Origin of the sequence: Marinovum sp., from assembly GCF_034669705.1 — a bacterium.
Taxonomy (GTDB): Bacteria; Pseudomonadota; Alphaproteobacteria; order Rhodobacterales; family Rhodobacteraceae; genus Marinovum.
Genome location: NZ_JAXMOR010000005.1, coordinates 136,813 through 151,174, shown reverse-complemented (window position 1 = coordinate 151,174; position 14,362 = coordinate 136,813). Strand labels below are relative to the sequence as shown.

The 14,362-nt window shown below is 65.4% G+C and carries 13 protein-coding genes; 6 read left to right on the top strand and 7 right to left on the bottom strand.

Annotated features, from left to right (window positions below):
- Positions 1-115 precede the first annotated feature (115 nt).
- Complete coding sequence (gene acnA / locus VOI27_RS05590; RefSeq protein WP_323764319.1) at positions 116-2,890, bottom strand: aconitate hydratase AcnA; 2,775 nt, start codon at positions 2,888-2,890, stop codon at positions 116-118.
- A gap of 220 nt (positions 2,891-3,110) precedes the next feature.
- Between acnA and VOI27_RS05585 the strand changes: the two genes are divergently transcribed.
- Entirely contained in the window at positions 3,111-3,830 is a 720-nt protein-coding gene (locus tag VOI27_RS05585) for a DUF1223 domain-containing protein (protein WP_323764318.1), read from the top strand.
- On the opposite strand, the gene VOI27_RS05580 is transcribed toward VOI27_RS05585, so the two are convergent.
- From VOI27_RS05580 to purB, 4 genes are all read right to left on the bottom strand, one after another.
- The gene (locus tag VOI27_RS05580; protein ID WP_323764317.1) at positions 3,831-4,718 is read right to left on the bottom strand and encodes a DMT family transporter; all 888 of its coding nucleotides are present in this window, start codon (positions 4,716-4,718) and stop codon (positions 3,831-3,833) included. It abuts the gene before it with no gap.
- A gap of 41 nt (positions 4,719-4,759) precedes the next feature.
- Positions 4,760-5,842, bottom strand: coding sequence for a flagellar motor switch protein FliG (locus VOI27_RS05575; protein ID WP_323764316.1), 1,083 nt, complete (start codon positions 5,840-5,842; stop codon positions 4,760-4,762).
- Between the two features lie 89 nt (positions 5,843-5,931).
- Positions 5,932-6,084 carry a chitin-binding domain-containing protein gene (locus VOI27_RS05570; RefSeq protein ID WP_323764315.1) on the bottom strand — a complete coding sequence of 51 codons (153 nt, stop codon included), beginning with the start codon at positions 6,082-6,084 and terminating at the stop codon, positions 5,932-5,934.
- 86 nt (positions 6,085-6,170) lie between these two features.
- The gene (gene purB / locus VOI27_RS05565) at positions 6,171-7,478 is read right to left on the bottom strand and encodes an adenylosuccinate lyase (RefSeq protein WP_323764314.1); all 1,308 of its coding nucleotides are present in this window, start codon (positions 7,476-7,478) and stop codon (positions 6,171-6,173) included.
- 191 nt (positions 7,479-7,669) lie between these two features.
- On the opposite strand from purB, the gene VOI27_RS05560 reads away from it, so the two are divergent.
- The gene (locus tag VOI27_RS05560; protein WP_323764313.1) at positions 7,670-8,824 is read left to right on the top strand and encodes a sugar-transfer associated ATP-grasp domain-containing protein; all 1,155 of its coding nucleotides are present in this window, start codon (positions 7,670-7,672) and stop codon (positions 8,822-8,824) included.
- Positions 8,825-8,830: 6 nt separating this feature from the next.
- Here the strand turns inward: VOI27_RS05560 and VOI27_RS05555 are convergent, their stop codons facing one another.
- Complete coding sequence (locus VOI27_RS05555) at positions 8,831-10,051, bottom strand: alpha/beta fold hydrolase (protein ID WP_323764312.1); 1,221 nt, start codon at positions 10,049-10,051, stop codon at positions 8,831-8,833.
- A gap of 196 nt (positions 10,052-10,247) precedes the next feature.
- On the opposite strand from VOI27_RS05555, the gene VOI27_RS05550 reads away from it, so the two are divergent.
- Together VOI27_RS05550 and VOI27_RS05545 are read left to right on the top strand one after the other, a co-directional pair.
- Positions 10,248-10,544, top strand: a complete 297-nt coding sequence (locus VOI27_RS05550; RefSeq protein WP_323764311.1) for an antibiotic biosynthesis monooxygenase family protein — start codon at positions 10,248-10,250, stop codon at positions 10,542-10,544.
- 95 nt (positions 10,545-10,639) lie between these two features.
- Positions 10,640-11,869 carry a glycerophosphodiester phosphodiesterase family protein gene (locus tag VOI27_RS05545; protein WP_323764310.1) on the top strand — a complete coding sequence of 410 codons (1,230 nt, stop codon included), beginning with the start codon at positions 10,640-10,642 and terminating at the stop codon, positions 11,867-11,869.
- Between the two features lie 69 nt (positions 11,870-11,938).
- Here the strand turns inward: VOI27_RS05545 and mnmA are convergent, their stop codons facing one another.
- Positions 11,939-13,084, bottom strand: a complete 1,146-nt coding sequence (mnmA, locus tag VOI27_RS05540; protein ID WP_323764309.1) for a tRNA 2-thiouridine(34) synthase MnmA — start codon at positions 13,082-13,084, stop codon at positions 11,939-11,941.
- Positions 13,085-13,207: 123 nt separating this feature from the next.
- Between mnmA and VOI27_RS05535 the strand changes: the two genes are divergently transcribed.
- Both VOI27_RS05535 and ctrA read left to right on the top strand, forming a co-directional pair.
- On the top strand, positions 13,208-13,486 hold the full coding sequence (locus VOI27_RS05535) for a DUF1153 domain-containing protein (RefSeq protein ID WP_323764308.1): 279 nt from the start codon (positions 13,208-13,210) through the stop codon (positions 13,484-13,486).
- A gap of 96 nt (positions 13,487-13,582) precedes the next feature.
- Positions 13,583-14,302: a response regulator transcription factor CtrA gene (gene ctrA / locus VOI27_RS05530; protein WP_323764307.1), complete on the top strand. Its 720-nt coding sequence runs from the start codon at positions 13,583-13,585 to the stop codon at positions 14,300-14,302.
- Positions 14,303-14,362: the final 60 nt, after the last annotated feature.

Genomic DNA, 14,362 nt, shown 5'->3' with positions numbered 1-14,362 from the left:
GCGATGTCGGAAAGCCCCCCGGGGAACCGCAAAGGCAAACGGCCCGGAGCAGGTGCTCCGGGCCGTGTCATTTGCGACGAGACTGCAGGACCGGCTGTGCCGGCCCAGCGCCAGATCAGGCCGATTTCGCCAGGTTGCGCAGCACGTAGTGCAGCACGCCGCCGTTCTCGATGTACTCGATCTCGACCGCGGTATCGATGCGGCACTTCAGGGTGATCTCCTCGGTGCGGCCATCGGCGAAGGTGATGATGCAGGGCACCATCTTGCCCGGCGTCACGTCGTCGAGACCGTGGATCGCCACGTCCTCTTCGCCGGTCAGGCCCAGAGACTTGCGGGTCACGCCGTCGGTGAACTCGAAGGGGATGACGCCCATGCCGACGAGGTTGGAGCGGTGGATGCGCTCGAAGCTCTCGGCGATGACCGCCTTGACGCCCAGAAGCGCGGTGCCCTTGGCGGCCCAGTCCCGCGAGGAGCCGGCGCCGTATTGCTCGCCACCGAAGATCACCAGCGGGGTGCCGTTTTCCTGATGCGCCATCGCAGCATCGAAGATCGATGTCTGCTCGCCGTCGGGGCCTTTGGTATAGCCGCCCTCGACGCCGTCGAGCATCTCGTTCTTGATGCGGATGTTGGCGAAGGTGCCGCGCATCATGACCTCGTGGTTGCCCCGACGCGAGCCGTAGGAGTTGAACTCGCGCACCGGCACCTGACGCTCGATCAGGTACTGACCGGCAGGGGTCGATTCCTTGAACGACCCCGCCGGCGAGATGTGGTCGGTGGTGATCATGTCGCCCAGCAGCGCCAGAACCTTGGCGCCGTCGATGTTCTCGATCTTGTGAGTGTCCATGGTGATGCCCTGGAAGTAGGGCGGGTTCTGGACATAGGTCGAGGTCGCGGGCCAGTCATAGGTCTTGGCGTCTGTGGTTTCGACGCCCTGCCATTTTTCGTCGCCCTTGAAGACATCGGCGTATTTCGACTGAAAGGCCTCGCGGGTCACGGTCTGTTCGACCAGGTCGGCAACCTCCTTGGTCGTGGGCCAGATGTCCTTGAGATAGACGTCGTTGCCGTCCTTGTCCTTGCCGAGGCTCTCCTTGGTGATGTCGACGTTCATGTCGCCAACCAGCGCATAGGCCACCACCAGCGGCGGCGAGGCGAGATAGTTGGCGCGGACGTCGGGCGAAATCCGACCTTCAAAGTTCCGGTTGCCCGAAAGCACCGAGGTCGCCACCAGGTCATAATCGTTGACCGCCTTGGAGATCGGCGCTTCCAGCGGGCCGGAGTTGCCGATGCAGGTGGTGCAGCCATAGCCTACGAGGTTGAAGCCGATGGCGTCGAGGTCTTCCTGCAGGCCGGCGGCCTCAAGGTAATGCGACACCACCTGGCTGCCCGGCGCCAGCGAGGTCTTGACCCAAGGTTGACGGGTCAGGCCCAACTCGCGCGCCTTGCGGGCGACGAGGCCGGCACCGATCATCACATAGGGGTTCGAGGTGTTGGTGCAGGAGGTGATCGAGGCGATCACGATCGAGCCGTCATGCAGCTGGTAGGCGCCGTCGTCGGTCTTGTACCAGCCCTTGGCATGATGGCCTTCGTCGCCGGGGATGTCCTGCGGCTCGGGCGCGCCGCCTTCACCTTCCCAACGCACCTCAGCATTGGCGCTGGCATCGGTCCCGTCGCGCAGACCTTTGATGTACTTGCCAAATTCTGTCGCAGCCGAGTCCAGCGCGATGTAGTCCTGCGGCCGTTTCGGGCCGGAGATCGCCGGCACGATGGTGCCCATGTCAAGCTCGAGCGTGTCGGTGTAGACCGGATCGTAGTTCGCGTCGCGCCACATGCCGTTTTCCTTGGCATAGGCTTCGACCAGCGCCACGCGGTCCTTGTCGCGGCCGGTGTTGGTGAGATAGCGCAGGGTCTCGTTGTCGATCGGGAAAAAGCCGCAGGTGGCACCGTATTCCGGCGCCATGTTGGCGATGGTCGCGCGGTCGGCCAGCGGCAGGGTGTCGAGACCGTCGCCGTAGAATTCGACGAACTTGCCAACCACGCCCTTGGCGCGCAGCATCTCGACGACCTTGAGCACCAGGTCGGTACCGGTGGTGCCTTCGAGCATCGCTCCGGTCAGCTTGAAGCCGATGACCTCGGGGATCAGCATCGAGATCGGCTGGCCCAGCATCGCGGCCTCGGCCTCGATGCCGCCCACGCCCCAGCCCAGAACGGCAGCGCCGTTGACCATGGTGGTGTGGCTGTCGGTGCCGACGAGCGTGTCGGGGTAGGCCACTTCCTCACCGTTCTGGTCGACGTCGGTCCAGATGGTCTGGGACAGATACTCGAGGTTCACCTGGTGGCAGATGCCGGTGCCCGGCGGCACGACGCGGAAGTTGTTGAAGGCCGACTGGCCCCACTTGAGGAAGGTGTAGCGCTCCATGTTGCGCTCGTACTCGCGGTCGACGTTCATCTGGAAGGCGCGCGGGTTGCCAAACTCGTCGATCATCACCGAGTGGTCGATGACCAGGTCGACCGGGTTCAGCGGGTTGATCTTCTCGGGGTCGCCGCCCAGTGCGACGATGCCGTCGCGCATCGCGGCGAGGTCGACCACGGCGGGAACGCCGGTGAAGTCCTGCATCAGCACGCGGGCCGGGCGATAGGCCAGCTCGCGCGTGCCCTTGCCGCCGTCCTTGGCCCAGTCGCCAAAGGCGCGGATGTCATCGGTTGTGACGGTCTTGCCGTCCTCAAAACGGAGCATGTTCTCCAGCACCACCTTCAGCGCGGCGGGCAGCTTGGAGAAGTCACCAAGCCCGGCCTCCTGCGCGGCGGGGATGGAGTAGTAGGACAGGCTCTTGCCGCCTGCCGAAATCGACTTGCGGGTCTTCGAGCTGTCATGACCGACTGTGATGGGCATGGAATGGCTCCCTTCCGATGATGCCAAGGGGTTTCGCTATGCCTGCAATAGCCCTGTCGGGGGGGCGCAATCAAGGGGGGTGCGGCACTTTGTATGCGATAGTATGCAATTAATTTCGGTGACGGTCCGGTGCGGACGTCGCGCCATATCGCAAAACCTTGATTGGTTATTTCATTCGCCTGCCTCTAGGTAGGCTTATGCGACGAAACGAGGAATTTCCATGCGGCTGAACGTGATCCTTGGCGCGGCGGCCTTCGGGCTGGCGGGGGTAATGGGTGCCGGCACCGCCCGGGCTCAGGCCGAGGCAGGGCCGGGAGCGCCCGTGGTTGTCGAACTTTTCACCTCTCAGGGCTGTTCTTCCTGTCCGCCGGCCGACGAGCTGCTGCACAAATTGGCGGCACGAAGCGACGTGATCGCGCTGGCGCTGCATGTCGACTACTGGGATTACATCGGCTGGAAGGACCGCTTTGCCCTGCCGGGCCACACCCGGCGGCAAAAGGGCTATGCCAAGGCGGCGGGACGGCGGATGATCTATACGCCGCAGATGATCATCAACGGCACCGATCACGTGGTCGGCAACCACCCGATGGACGTGAGCGACCTGATCGCCCAGCACGAGGCGCGGCCGCGGCCGGTGACTCTGACGCTGGAAGAGAGCGGCGGCAAGACCATCCTGACCCTGACCGCGGCGTCCGAGTTGCCGGGCGAGGTGCGGGTGATGCTGGTGGATTACGATCCCCAAGCCACCACCGAGATCACCAAGGGCGAAAACGCCGGGCGCACCATCTCTTATGCCAATATCGTCGAGAGCTGGCAGGAGTTGGGCCGTTGGGACGGGCGCGGTGATTTCCGCGCCGAGCTGCCCGAGGTGAGTTCGGCGGCGGTGCTGGTGCAGCAGGCCGAGTTCGGCCCGATGATGGCGGCGGGTCTCCTGCCGTGATCACGCCGGTTTGGCGTGGGTCTCGCGATACCAGACGTAAAGCCCCGACACCACGATGATCGTCGCGCCCAGAATGGTCGCCGCATCGGGATACTCGGAAAATATCAGCGCCCCCCAGAGCGTGGCAAAGAGCAGCCCGCAATAGGTGAAGGGCGCCAGCGTGCCGGCTTCGCTGATCTGCAGCGCGCGGATCAAGAGCAGCTGGCCGGCGGCGGCGACACAGCCGATGACGGCGATCAACCCGAAAGAGACCGCGTCGGTTGGCATCTGGCCCACCACCGGCAGCAGGGCGGTCATCACCACGCCGCCGAAGGCCGCGGTATAAAGCAGCGAGGTCCAGGCATCCTCGTCGCGGCCGACGAAACGGGTGATCAGCGTATAGGCCGAGAAAAACAGCGCCGCGCCAAGCGGAAAGATCGCCGCCGGGCTGAAGACCTCGGTGCCGGGGCGGATGATGATCAGCGCGCCGATCAGCGCGGCGCCAATCCCAAGCGCCCTGCGCAGCCCGATCTTCTCGCCCAGAAACAGCGCCCCGCCGAGGGTGATCAGCACCGGGTTGAGATCCATGATCGCGGTGTTCTCGGCCAGGCCGATGCGGCTCAACCCGTTGAAAAAGCAGAAGGTCGCGGCAAACAGGCAGACCGAGCGCGCCAGTTGCAACCCCGGGTAACGGGTGCGCAGCGTCACGCCCAGCCGCGGCAGGACAAGCAACAGGACAACCAGTGTCTGGCCGGCATAGCGCGCCCAGAGCGTGGTCGGCACGCCGATCCGGGTGGTCAGCTCCTTGGCACAGGAATCCAGGATCGAAAACAGCAGCATGGTGCCGATCATCAGCGCGATGCCGCGGCCGGCATCGGTGCGCGGTCTTGGGATGTGCAGGAAAGCCATGGGCCAGCCTTACGGGCCTTTGCCGCGGCTGTCCATCGCGCTCAGCCGTCGTCATCTTCATCGCTGAGCAGGGTGATGGTGCCGGCATCGGCCAAGCGCCGGATGACCGCCACCACGGCGCTCATCGCCGCCTCCGCCTCCTTGGGTTTCTGGTCGCCCACCTCGGTCATTTCGTCGCGCAGGCTTTCGGCCATGCGTTTCGACATGTTGCCGAGCAGGAAGTCGACGATCGCCTCGAGCCCCTTGGCGCTGGCCGCGGCAAGCGCGCGGGCGAGATCGTCGGCCGCGACCTCGCGCATGATCACCGGGACGTCGCCCGCCTGCACCCGGTCGCCGATGTTCTCGAAGGTGAAGATCGCCTTGCGGACCTGGCCGGCAAAGGCCTCGTCCTCCTCCTCGAGCCCGCTGAGCAGTGCGTCGCGGGTGGCCGCCGGCGAGGAGTTGAGGATGGCGCCGACACGGGCCACCGGCGCGGCCTTGAAGGCGCGCACCGGGTCGCGGTCGAGCTGGCTGGCCAGCGACAACCCGATGCGATCCACCGCCTCGGGCGTGACATTGGCGGTGAGCGAGACCGCATAGGTGATCCGCCGCGCCGCCGGCCCCGGCATCTTCGACAGGATCTCGGCCGCCATGGCGGTGTCGAGCTTCGACAGCAATACGGCGGCGACCTCGGTGCTCTCTGACGAGATGAACTCGAGAAGACGCTCGAGCGGCAGGGCGCGGATGCGCATCCAGGGATCGCCGGTCTGGCGTACCCCGGCCTCCTTGCGCAGGCGGGCGGCGGTCTGTGGCGAGATCCGCCCGTCGAGCGCATTGAGCGCGCCGGCAATGCCACCGGAGAAATGCAGACCGATCGATTCCAGCTCGTCTGCAAACTCGTCGACCACGTCGGCCAGGGTCGCCCGGTCGACATAGCACATCGCGCCCATCTGCTGGGTCAGGTCGGCCTGAAGGCTTTCGGGCAGTTCAGCCAGCGGCACCTCGGTGCCCTCGTTGACCAAGAGCCGCACGATGATCGCCGCCTTCTGCTTGCGGGTGAGGTTGGCCGCACGTGACCGGGCGCGGGCAGGGGGGGCGGCCCCCGCGGGCGCGCCGCGGACAGAGGGCAGGTTGGCGGTGTTCATCCCGTTCACTCCGGCAGGTTTCGGGACCAGTTAGCCGGAGAAGGGTGAAGAAATGCTGAAGCCGCGCCGGCTGCGGCGCGGCGACGTGTCTAGCTCGTGGCCCGGTCGACGCAGGCGCCGGCGGATTGATCCCAGACGGTGCCTTCGGCACAGGACATTGCCTGGTGGCCACCCGAGCAGCTGGCATAGCCGATCACCGGCAGCGCAGTCAGAAACAGGGCACAGAAAACGGTCTTCAACATGGGGGCTCTCCCTTGGTGAGGGCGGAGCGGGCTCCGCCATCTGCCAAGGGTAGCACGGGTCGGGATTCGCTCAAAATCCCAGTCGGTCATTCCTTGCCGAAAACGCGGGCAAAGATCGTGTCGACATGTTTGGTGTGATAGCCCATGTCGAACTTCTCGCGGATGCCGTCTTCGCCCAGAGCAGCCACCACCGCCTCGTCGGCCAGAAGCTGCTCCTGGAAATCGACCCGCTCTTCCCAGACCTTGAGCGCATTGCGCTGCACCATGGCATAGGCGTCCTCGCGCGACACACCGGCCTGCGTCAGCGCCAGCAGCACCCGCTGCGACATCACGAGGCCGGGGAACTTGTTCATGTTGTCGAGCATGTTGTCGGGGAAGATCAGCATCTTCTCGACGACGCCGGCCAGCCGGTGCAGGGCGAAGTCCAGCGTAATGGTGGCATCCGGGCCGATCGCGCGCTCGACCGAGGAATGCGAGATGTCGCGTTCGTGCCAGAGCGCCACGTTCTCCATCGCCGGGATCACCGCCATGCGGACAAGCCGGGCGAGGCCGGTGAGGTTCTCGGTCAGCACCGGGTTCTTCTTGTGCGGCATCGCCGAGGAGCCCTTCTGGCCCATCGAGAAGAACTCGGCGCCCTCCAGCACCTCGGTGCGCTGCATGTGGCGGATCTCGACGGCGATGTTCTCGATGCTCGAGGCAATCACACCGAGGACGGCGAAGAACATCGCGTGACGGTCGCGCGGGATGACCTGCGTGCTGATCGGCTCGGGCGAGAGGCCCAGCTGGTCGCAGACGTGTTCTTCGACCGCCGGGTCGATGTTGGCGAAGGTGCCGACCGCGCCCGAGATCGCGCCGGTGGCAATCTCCTCGCGCGCCGCCAGCAGACGGGCGCGGTTGCGGTCCATCTCGGCATAGAAGCGCGCGAAAGTCAGGCCCATCGTGGTGGGCTCGGCGTGGATGCCGTGGCTGCGGCCGACGCGCACGGTGTCCTTGTGCTCCAGCGCGCGGGTCTTGAGCGCGGCGAGCACCCGGTCGACGCCCTTGAGCAGCAGGTCGGAGGCGCGGACCAGCTGCACGTTCAGCGTGGTGTCCAGAACGTCGGACGAGGTCATGCCCTGGTGGACGAAGCGCGCCTCGTCGCTGCCCACATGCTCGGCCAGATGGGTGAGGAAGGCGATGACGTCATGCTTGGTGACGGCCTCGATCTCGTCGATGCGGGCGACGTCGAACTCCACGTCCTTGGCCTTCCAGACCGCGTCGGCGTTTTCCTGCGGGATCACCCCGAGTCTGGCCATGGCGTCGCAGGCATGGGCCTCGATCTCGAACCAGATGCGGAACTTGGTGGCAGGCTCCCAGATCGCGGTCATCTCGGGGCGGGAATAGCGGGGGATCATCTGGTCGTCCTCTCGGGCTGGTCTGGGGCGTTTGCGCGGGGTCATACGCCCAAGCTGACCAAGGGACAAGAGCACGTGGCTTGGCCGCAAGGATCGGAGAATTTTACACGCTTCGCGAACCACTGGCCGCATTTTCGCCCCATTGTTGCGGAAATGAGGTCAGTAACCGCAAAAGCGAAGAGGATAAGAGCATGTCCGACGCAACGCTCACCGCAGGGCTCGAGACCGGCGCCCTGGTGGCCCGGGATCAGCAGAGCTATTCGGAAAAACACGACTACAACAAGACCGAGCTCATCGCCCATGCGGCGCGGGCCTCGGGGCGCGGGGCGTTCGGCATCGGCATCGAGGCGGCCAAGTTCCGCAAGGGACGACAGAAGATCGAGCTCGACGAATACGTCAAGTTCCGGCTCTACGACCCGGCCGCGCACAGCGAGGAGGAGCGCGGCGAGTTCATCTCATGGCTGCTGCAGAACGCCATAATCCACGAAGTCAACGACCTGCACTGGTTCGCGGTGACCGAGGACAAGTGGCTCTCGGCCAAGCTGCTCGAGGCTGACGGTCTGCCGGTGCCGGAAACGCTGGGGGTGATCGACCGCAGCGGCCGCGCCTATCACGGCAGCAGGCCGTTTTCCGACCCGCAGGCTTTGCGCAAGGCGATCGGCGGCGGGCTCGAGGCCCCGCTTTTTGGCAAGAACATGCGCGGGCTGGGCTCGGTCGGCGTCTTCACCATCCTCTCGGCCGATTGCGAAGGGCTGATGCTGCGCGACCACGGGCCGATGTCCTACGAGCATTTCTTTGCCAGCATCATCGGCGAGAACGCCTTCATCCTGCAGAAATTTGTCAGCAATTGCGCCTTTCTGAGGGAGTACACCGAGACCACCGCCACGGTGCGGGTGGTCAACATGGTGGGCGAGGATGGCATCCATGTGCCGGCGGCGGTGCTCAAGCTGCCGGCACAGCGCAACCAGGCCGACAACTTCTGGCGCGACGGCAACATGCTCTGCGACATCGACCCCGAGACCGGCGAGATCCGCACTCTGGTGCAATCCCAAGCGCCCGAGCTGCGCCATCTGGAGACCCACCCGGAGACGGGCCGCGAGATCATCGGCCGGCACTTGCCGCATTGGGACGCGCTGCGCGAGGTCAACGAGCGGGTGGCGCGCCTGCATGCGCCGCTGCGCTACCAGAGCACCGACATCGCCCTGACCGACGCCGGACCGGTGGTGATCGAGGTCAACGCCGGCTCCTCCTTTACCCTGCCGCAATATGCCAAGGGCAAGGGGTTCATGACCCCGAAGGTGCGCCAGATGTTCCGCCAGTGGGGCAGCAAGATCGTCTGGGAGTAACGCCTCTCACGCCGCCTTGGTGATCACGACCGAGGTCCGCTCGAGCGTGCGGTGCACCGGGCATTTATCGGCAATCTCCATCAGCCTGGCGCGCTGTTCCTCGCTCAGATCGCCTTCCAGCCGGATCACCCGGGTGAAGTGATCGGCCTTGCTGTCGCCGCGCGCCTGAGCGTCCTTGGCATCCTGGGCATGCACCTTGTCGTGGCTCACGTCGACGCTGACATGGGCCAGCGGCCAGCCCTTGCGGCGGGCATACATCCGGATCGTCATCGAGGTGCAGGCACCGAGCCCGGCGGCGAGAAAGCCATAGGGCGACATGCCGCGATTGCTGCCGCCATAGGCCTCCGGCTCGTCGGCCAGCACGTGGTGCCGCGGCCCGGCGTTGACGTCCTGAAGGAAGCCCTCGGGATCGGCCTCGGCGACCCGCACGATCCCCTCCGGCGCGCCGGGGGGCGGGGCCGGCGGCTTGAGGTCGAGATAGCGCCCGGCCCAGGCGGCGATCACCTCGGCGGCATATTCGGCATCGCGTGCGCGGCTCAGCAGGTGGTCGGCATCGTCGAGGGTGACAAAGCTCTTGGGGTGTTTCGCCGCGAGAAAGATATTGGCCGCATTCTCGATCCCCACCACGGCATCGAGCGGCGCATGCAGCACCAGCAGCGCGCGGTGCAGATCGGCGATGGCGGGGGCGAGGTTCTGGGCCGAGACATCCTCGACAAAGCCGCGGCCGATCTCGATCCGGTGACCGCCAAGGGTGACCTCGGCCGCACCGGTCTCGGCGATCTCGTCCAGCGAACCGCCGAAGTTGTGGGTGACATGGCCGGGATCGAAGGGCGCGCCCAGCGTCGCCACCGCCTTGACCGAGGGCAGGCGGCCGGCCGCGCGCAGCACCGCGGCCCCGCCCAGCGAATGGCCGATCAGCAGCGCGGGCGTCATGCCCTTGGCGGTGAGCGCAGAGCAGGCGGCCTCGAGATCCTCGACATTGCTGGAGAACGTGGTCTCGGCAAAGGCGCCCTCTGACTGGCCGAGCCCGGTGAAATCAAACCGCAGCACCGCGATCCCCATGGCCGCCAGCCGGCCGGCGATGCGGCGCGCGGCGGGGATGTCCTTGGAACAGGTGAAGCAATGGGCAAAAAGCGCAGTGGCCAGATGCGGCCCGTCCGGCAGGTCGAGCCGCGCCGCCAGCGGCGCGCCGGAGTGGCCGGTGAAGGTGAAACGTTCGGTCGGCATGGGCATCCCCCTGTCTGGCCCTGTGCCAGAGCGTAGACGCGCTGCGGTGATCCCGCCATGGCGATGTCATCGCTGTCACGAGGGTGTGAGACCGCGCGCGCCGCGGTGAGCCGGGTCCGCGCCGGATGTGGCGATCAGACGTGCCGAAAATGCGCGATCCGTGCTAGAATGGGGGGGCAGCAAGGGGAGGCACCGCATGATCCTGCGCATCTTTCAGGTCACCACCCATCCCGGCAAGGAGCGTGCCTTCGCCGAATTCTTTCACCGGACCGCGATACCGCTGATGACGTCCATCGACGGCTGTATCGAGGTTCTGCCCGGCGCCGCCCGGCCCGACCATCCGCAGGAGTTTGCCTTCGTCATGGTCTGGCGGGATCTCGAGGCGCTCAAGGCCTTTGTGGGCGAGGATTACGAAAGCCCGCATATCGCGGCCGAGGAGGCAGAGCTCGTCCTGCGCCGACGGATTGCGCATTACGACCTCGTGGCGCCGTGACCCATGCGCCTGCACAAAATCTTCATCCCGCCGTCACAGCGGTTTTGCCTTGCTGGCTTTTCCCTGCAGCCAGTCAAACACCCCGGAGGGACAAGATGCTTCGAACCACTTTCACCGCCGCCCTGCTTGGCACCTGCGCCAGCGTCGCGATCGCCCAGACCTCGCCCCTGGCCGAGGCTGTCACCTATGGGCCGCGGCCCTTCTACCTGATCGACCGGATGGAAGAGGGCGCGCTCAAGGACAAGCTGGTTTCCTGCCAGGCCCAGACACCGGCGCGGTCGAAATTCTCGATCGGCCACCGCGGCGCGCCGCTGCAGTTCCCCGAGCACACGGTCGAGGCCAACAAGGCCGCGGCGTGGATGGGGGCGGGCATCCTTGAATGCGACGTGACCTTCACCGCCGACAAGGAACTGGTCTGCCGTCACGCCCAGAACGACCTGCACACCACCACAAATATCCTTGGTACCGATCTGGCGTCGAAATGCACCGCCGGCTTCACCCCGGCCGAGGGCGACAGCAAGGCCGGCGCGGAATGCCGCGCCTCCGACATCACCCTGGCCGAGTTCCGCAGCCTGACGGCCAAGATGGACGCCGCCAACAGCGCCGCCACCACCGCCGAGGAATACATGGACGCCACCGCCAAGTGGCGCACCGATCTCTATTCCGTGCAGGACGGCACGCTGATGACCCATGCGGAGTCGATCGAACTCTTCGACAGCCTCGGCGCCGATTTCACCCCCGAGCTCAAGGCGCCCTCGGTCGAGATGCCATTCGACGGCATGAGCTACGAGGCGTACGCCCAGAAGATGATCGACGAGTACAAGGCCGCCGGCATCGCGCCCGAGCGGGTCTGGCCGCAGAGCTTCGATCTGGAGATCGTCAGGTACTGGGTCGACAATGAGCCCGAGTACGGCCAGCAGGCGGTCTACCTGATGGATGAGTACAACGACGAGGGGTATGATCCGGATGACGCCGCCACCTGGCCCAACACCATGGCGGAGCTGAAGGAGATGGGCCTCAACTACATCGCCCCGCCGATGTGGATGCTGCTGACCACCGACGAGAGCGGCAATATGGTCGCTTCGGAACTGGCAAAGGAAGCGCAGGCCGCGGGCCTCGGCATCACCACCTGGACGCTGGAGCGCTCCGGCCCGCTGACCTCGGGCGGCGGCTGGTATTTCCAGTCGGTCAAGGAGGCGACCGACACCGACGGCGATTACTTCACCATCCTCAACGCCCTGCATGAAGAGGCCGGGGTGATCGGCGTGTTCTCGGACTGGCCGGCGACGGTGACCTACTACGCCAACTGCATGGGGCTCGAGTAACCCCCGGGCGCGGCTCTTTCGCCCCGTGGCTGTCCTCTCGAGGGCGGCCGGCGCGGGGCGGAAGGGCCGTTACCTGCCGCGCCAGATCCAGCCGCCGCCCAGCACCCGGGTGCTCTCGGTGTCATAGAAAACGCAGGCCTGTCCGGGCGAGACGCCTTCCTCAGGCGTCAGCAGCTCCACCTCGGCCTCGGTCGCCGACAGCGGCCGCAAGAGCGCCGCGCGCGGCGGTCGGGTCGAGCGCACCTTGACCGCGATCTCGCGCTCTTGCAGGTCGGCAAAGCCGCCGTCGCCCAGCCAGTTGACCTCTCGCACCGGGATCGTCCGGGTCGAGAGCATCTCCTTCGGTCCGACCACCACCTGCTTGGCCTCGACATCGAGCTTGACCACGTAGAGCGGCTCGCTGAGCCCGCCGATGCCCAGACCCCGGCGCTGGCCGATGGTATAGTGGATCACCCCGGCATGCTCTCCCAGCACCCGGCCATCGGCATGGACGATCTCGCCCGGCTCGGCCGCGCCGGGGCGCAGCTTCTCGATCACCTTGGCGTAATTGCCGTCCGGCACGAAGCAGATGTCCTGGCTGTCGGGCTTGTCGGCCACCGGCAGGCCGTGCTTGGCGGCCAGCCTGCGGGTGTCTTCCTTGCTCTCCAGATGGCCCAGCGGGAAGCGCAGGTAGTCGAGTTGCTCCTGGGTGGTGGAGAACAGAAAGTAGCTCTGGTCGCGCACCTTGTCGGCGGCGCAATGCAGCTCGGCCCGCTTGGTGCCCATCTTGCGCTGGATGTAATGGCCGGTCGCCATGCAGTCGGCATCCAGATCGCGGGCGGTCTGCAGCAGGTCCTTGAACTTCACCCGCTCGTTGCAGCGGATGCAGGGCACGGGCGTGGCGCCGCCGAGATAGCTGTCGGCGAATTCGTCCATCACCGCGTCGCGAAAGACGTTCTCGTAATCCAGCACGTAATGCGGAAAGCCCATCTCCTCGGCCACCCGGCGGGCATCGTGGATGTCGCGGCCGGCACAGCAGGCGCCCTTCTTGGCCAGCGCCGCGCCGTGGTCATAGAGCTGCAGGGTGATGCCCACCACGTCATAGCCCTCGCGCGCCAGTTCGGCGGCGACGACGGAACTGTCGACCCCGCCGGACATCGCCACGACGACGCGGGTCTCGGAGGGCGGTTTGGCAAAGCCCAAAGAATTGAGCGCATCGGTTGCGACGGCAGACATGCGAATCCCCTTTTCGGAAGTCCGCGAGAATATAGGAAAATCCGAGATACTCTCAAGACCGGCTTTCACCTGCGGTTAAGCAACGCGGGCCATGGTTTCAGGCAAAAGCTGGACGAGGACGCCATGTACCTGAAGAAAGTCGAAGGTCCGCGCGCCGTCAACCTGCCCGATGGCACGGTGATGACACGCGCCGATCTTCCCCCGCCGCAGACCCGGCGCTGGGTCGCCTCGCGCAAGGCCGCCGTGGTGCGCGGGGTGATCTACGGCCTGATTTCGCAGGAAGAGGCGCAGAAACGCTATGCGATCTCGGCCGACGAGTTTCGTGAATGGGTGACCGCGGTCACACAATTCGGAGAGGATGCCTTGAAAGCTACCGCTGTTCAGAAATACCGGCAACCTTAAGTTGTGTTCTGCTTTTTCCCCTGATACGGTAACAGTCGGTTAACCTTTCTACCACAGGTTAGGACGATAACGAGGCTGTCGATTGGAGACAAGAACATGCGTGTGTTGCTGGTTGAGGATGACCCTACCACCGCCAAGAGCATCGAATTGATGCTGACCCATGCCAATCTGAATGTCTATTGTACCGACCTCGGGGAAGAAGGGATCGATCTGGCCAAGCTCTATGATTACGACCTGATCCTCCTCGATCTCGGCCTGCCGGACATGAATGGCCACGAGGTGCTGCGCCAGCTGCGTCTCGCGCGGGTGGAAACGCCCATCCTGATCCTCTCCGGGTCCGACGATACTGACAACAAACTCAAGGGCTTCGGCTTTGGCGCCGATGATTACCTGACCAAGCCGTTCCACCGCGAGGAACTGGTGGCGCGCATCCACGCGATCATCCGCCGCTCCAAGGAGCATTCGCAATCGGTGATCCACACCGGGCAGATCTCGGTCGATCTCGATGCCAAGACGGTGGAGGTCGGCGGACGGCCGGTCCATCTGACCGGCAAGGAATACCAGATGCTCGAATTGCTCAGCCTGCGCAAGGGCACGACCCTGACCAAGGAGATGTTCCTCAATCACCTTTACGGCGGCATGGACGAGCCGGAATTGAAGATCATCGACGTCTTTATCTGTAAACTTCGCAAGAAGCTCAGCAATGCCACCGGCGGCGACAATTACATCGAGACCGTCTGGGGCCGGGGCTATGTGCTGCGCGACCCGAGCCCCAAGGAACTCGACGGCGGCGATCGTCTCGCCATCGGCGCCTGATCCGAGCCCGCGCAAACCGACTGGACCCTGTGCCGCCCGCGCCCTATCACTTGGGAAGAA

Bases quoted from the DNA above. Each gene is read 5' to 3' on its own strand.
- acnA (WP_323764319.1), bottom strand. From the start codon at position 2,890: ATGCCCATCACAGTCGGTCATGACAGCTCGAAGACCCGCAAGTCGATT.
- VOI27_RS05585 (WP_323764318.1), top strand. From the start codon at position 3,111: ATGCGGCTGAACGTGATCCTTGGCGCGGCGGCCTTCGGGCTGGCGGGG.
- VOI27_RS05580 (WP_323764317.1), bottom strand. From the start codon at position 4,718: ATGGCTTTCCTGCACATCCCAAGACCGCGCACCGATGCCGGCCGCGGC.
- VOI27_RS05575 (WP_323764316.1), bottom strand. From the start codon at position 5,842: ATGAACACCGCCAACCTGCCCTCTGTCCGCGGCGCGCCCGCGGGGGCC.
- VOI27_RS05570 (WP_323764315.1), bottom strand. From the start codon at position 6,084: ATGTTGAAGACCGTTTTCTGTGCCCTGTTTCTGACTGCGCTGCCGGTG.
- purB (WP_323764314.1), bottom strand. From the start codon at position 7,478: ATGATCCCCCGCTATTCCCGCCCCGAGATGACCGCGATCTGGGAGCCT.
- VOI27_RS05560 (WP_323764313.1), top strand. From the start codon at position 7,670: ATGTCCGACGCAACGCTCACCGCAGGGCTCGAGACCGGCGCCCTGGTG.
- VOI27_RS05555 (WP_323764312.1), bottom strand. From the start codon at position 10,051: ATGCCGACCGAACGTTTCACCTTCACCGGCCACTCCGGCGCGCCGCTG.
- VOI27_RS05550 (WP_323764311.1), top strand. From the start codon at position 10,248: ATGATCCTGCGCATCTTTCAGGTCACCACCCATCCCGGCAAGGAGCGT.
- VOI27_RS05545 (WP_323764310.1), top strand. From the start codon at position 10,640: ATGCTTCGAACCACTTTCACCGCCGCCCTGCTTGGCACCTGCGCCAGC.
- mnmA (WP_323764309.1), bottom strand. From the start codon at position 13,084: ATGTCTGCCGTCGCAACCGATGCGCTCAATTCTTTGGGCTTTGCCAAA.
- VOI27_RS05535 (WP_323764308.1), top strand. From the start codon at position 13,208: ATGTACCTGAAGAAAGTCGAAGGTCCGCGCGCCGTCAACCTGCCCGAT.
- ctrA (WP_323764307.1), top strand. From the start codon at position 13,583: ATGCGTGTGTTGCTGGTTGAGGATGACCCTACCACCGCCAAGAGCATC.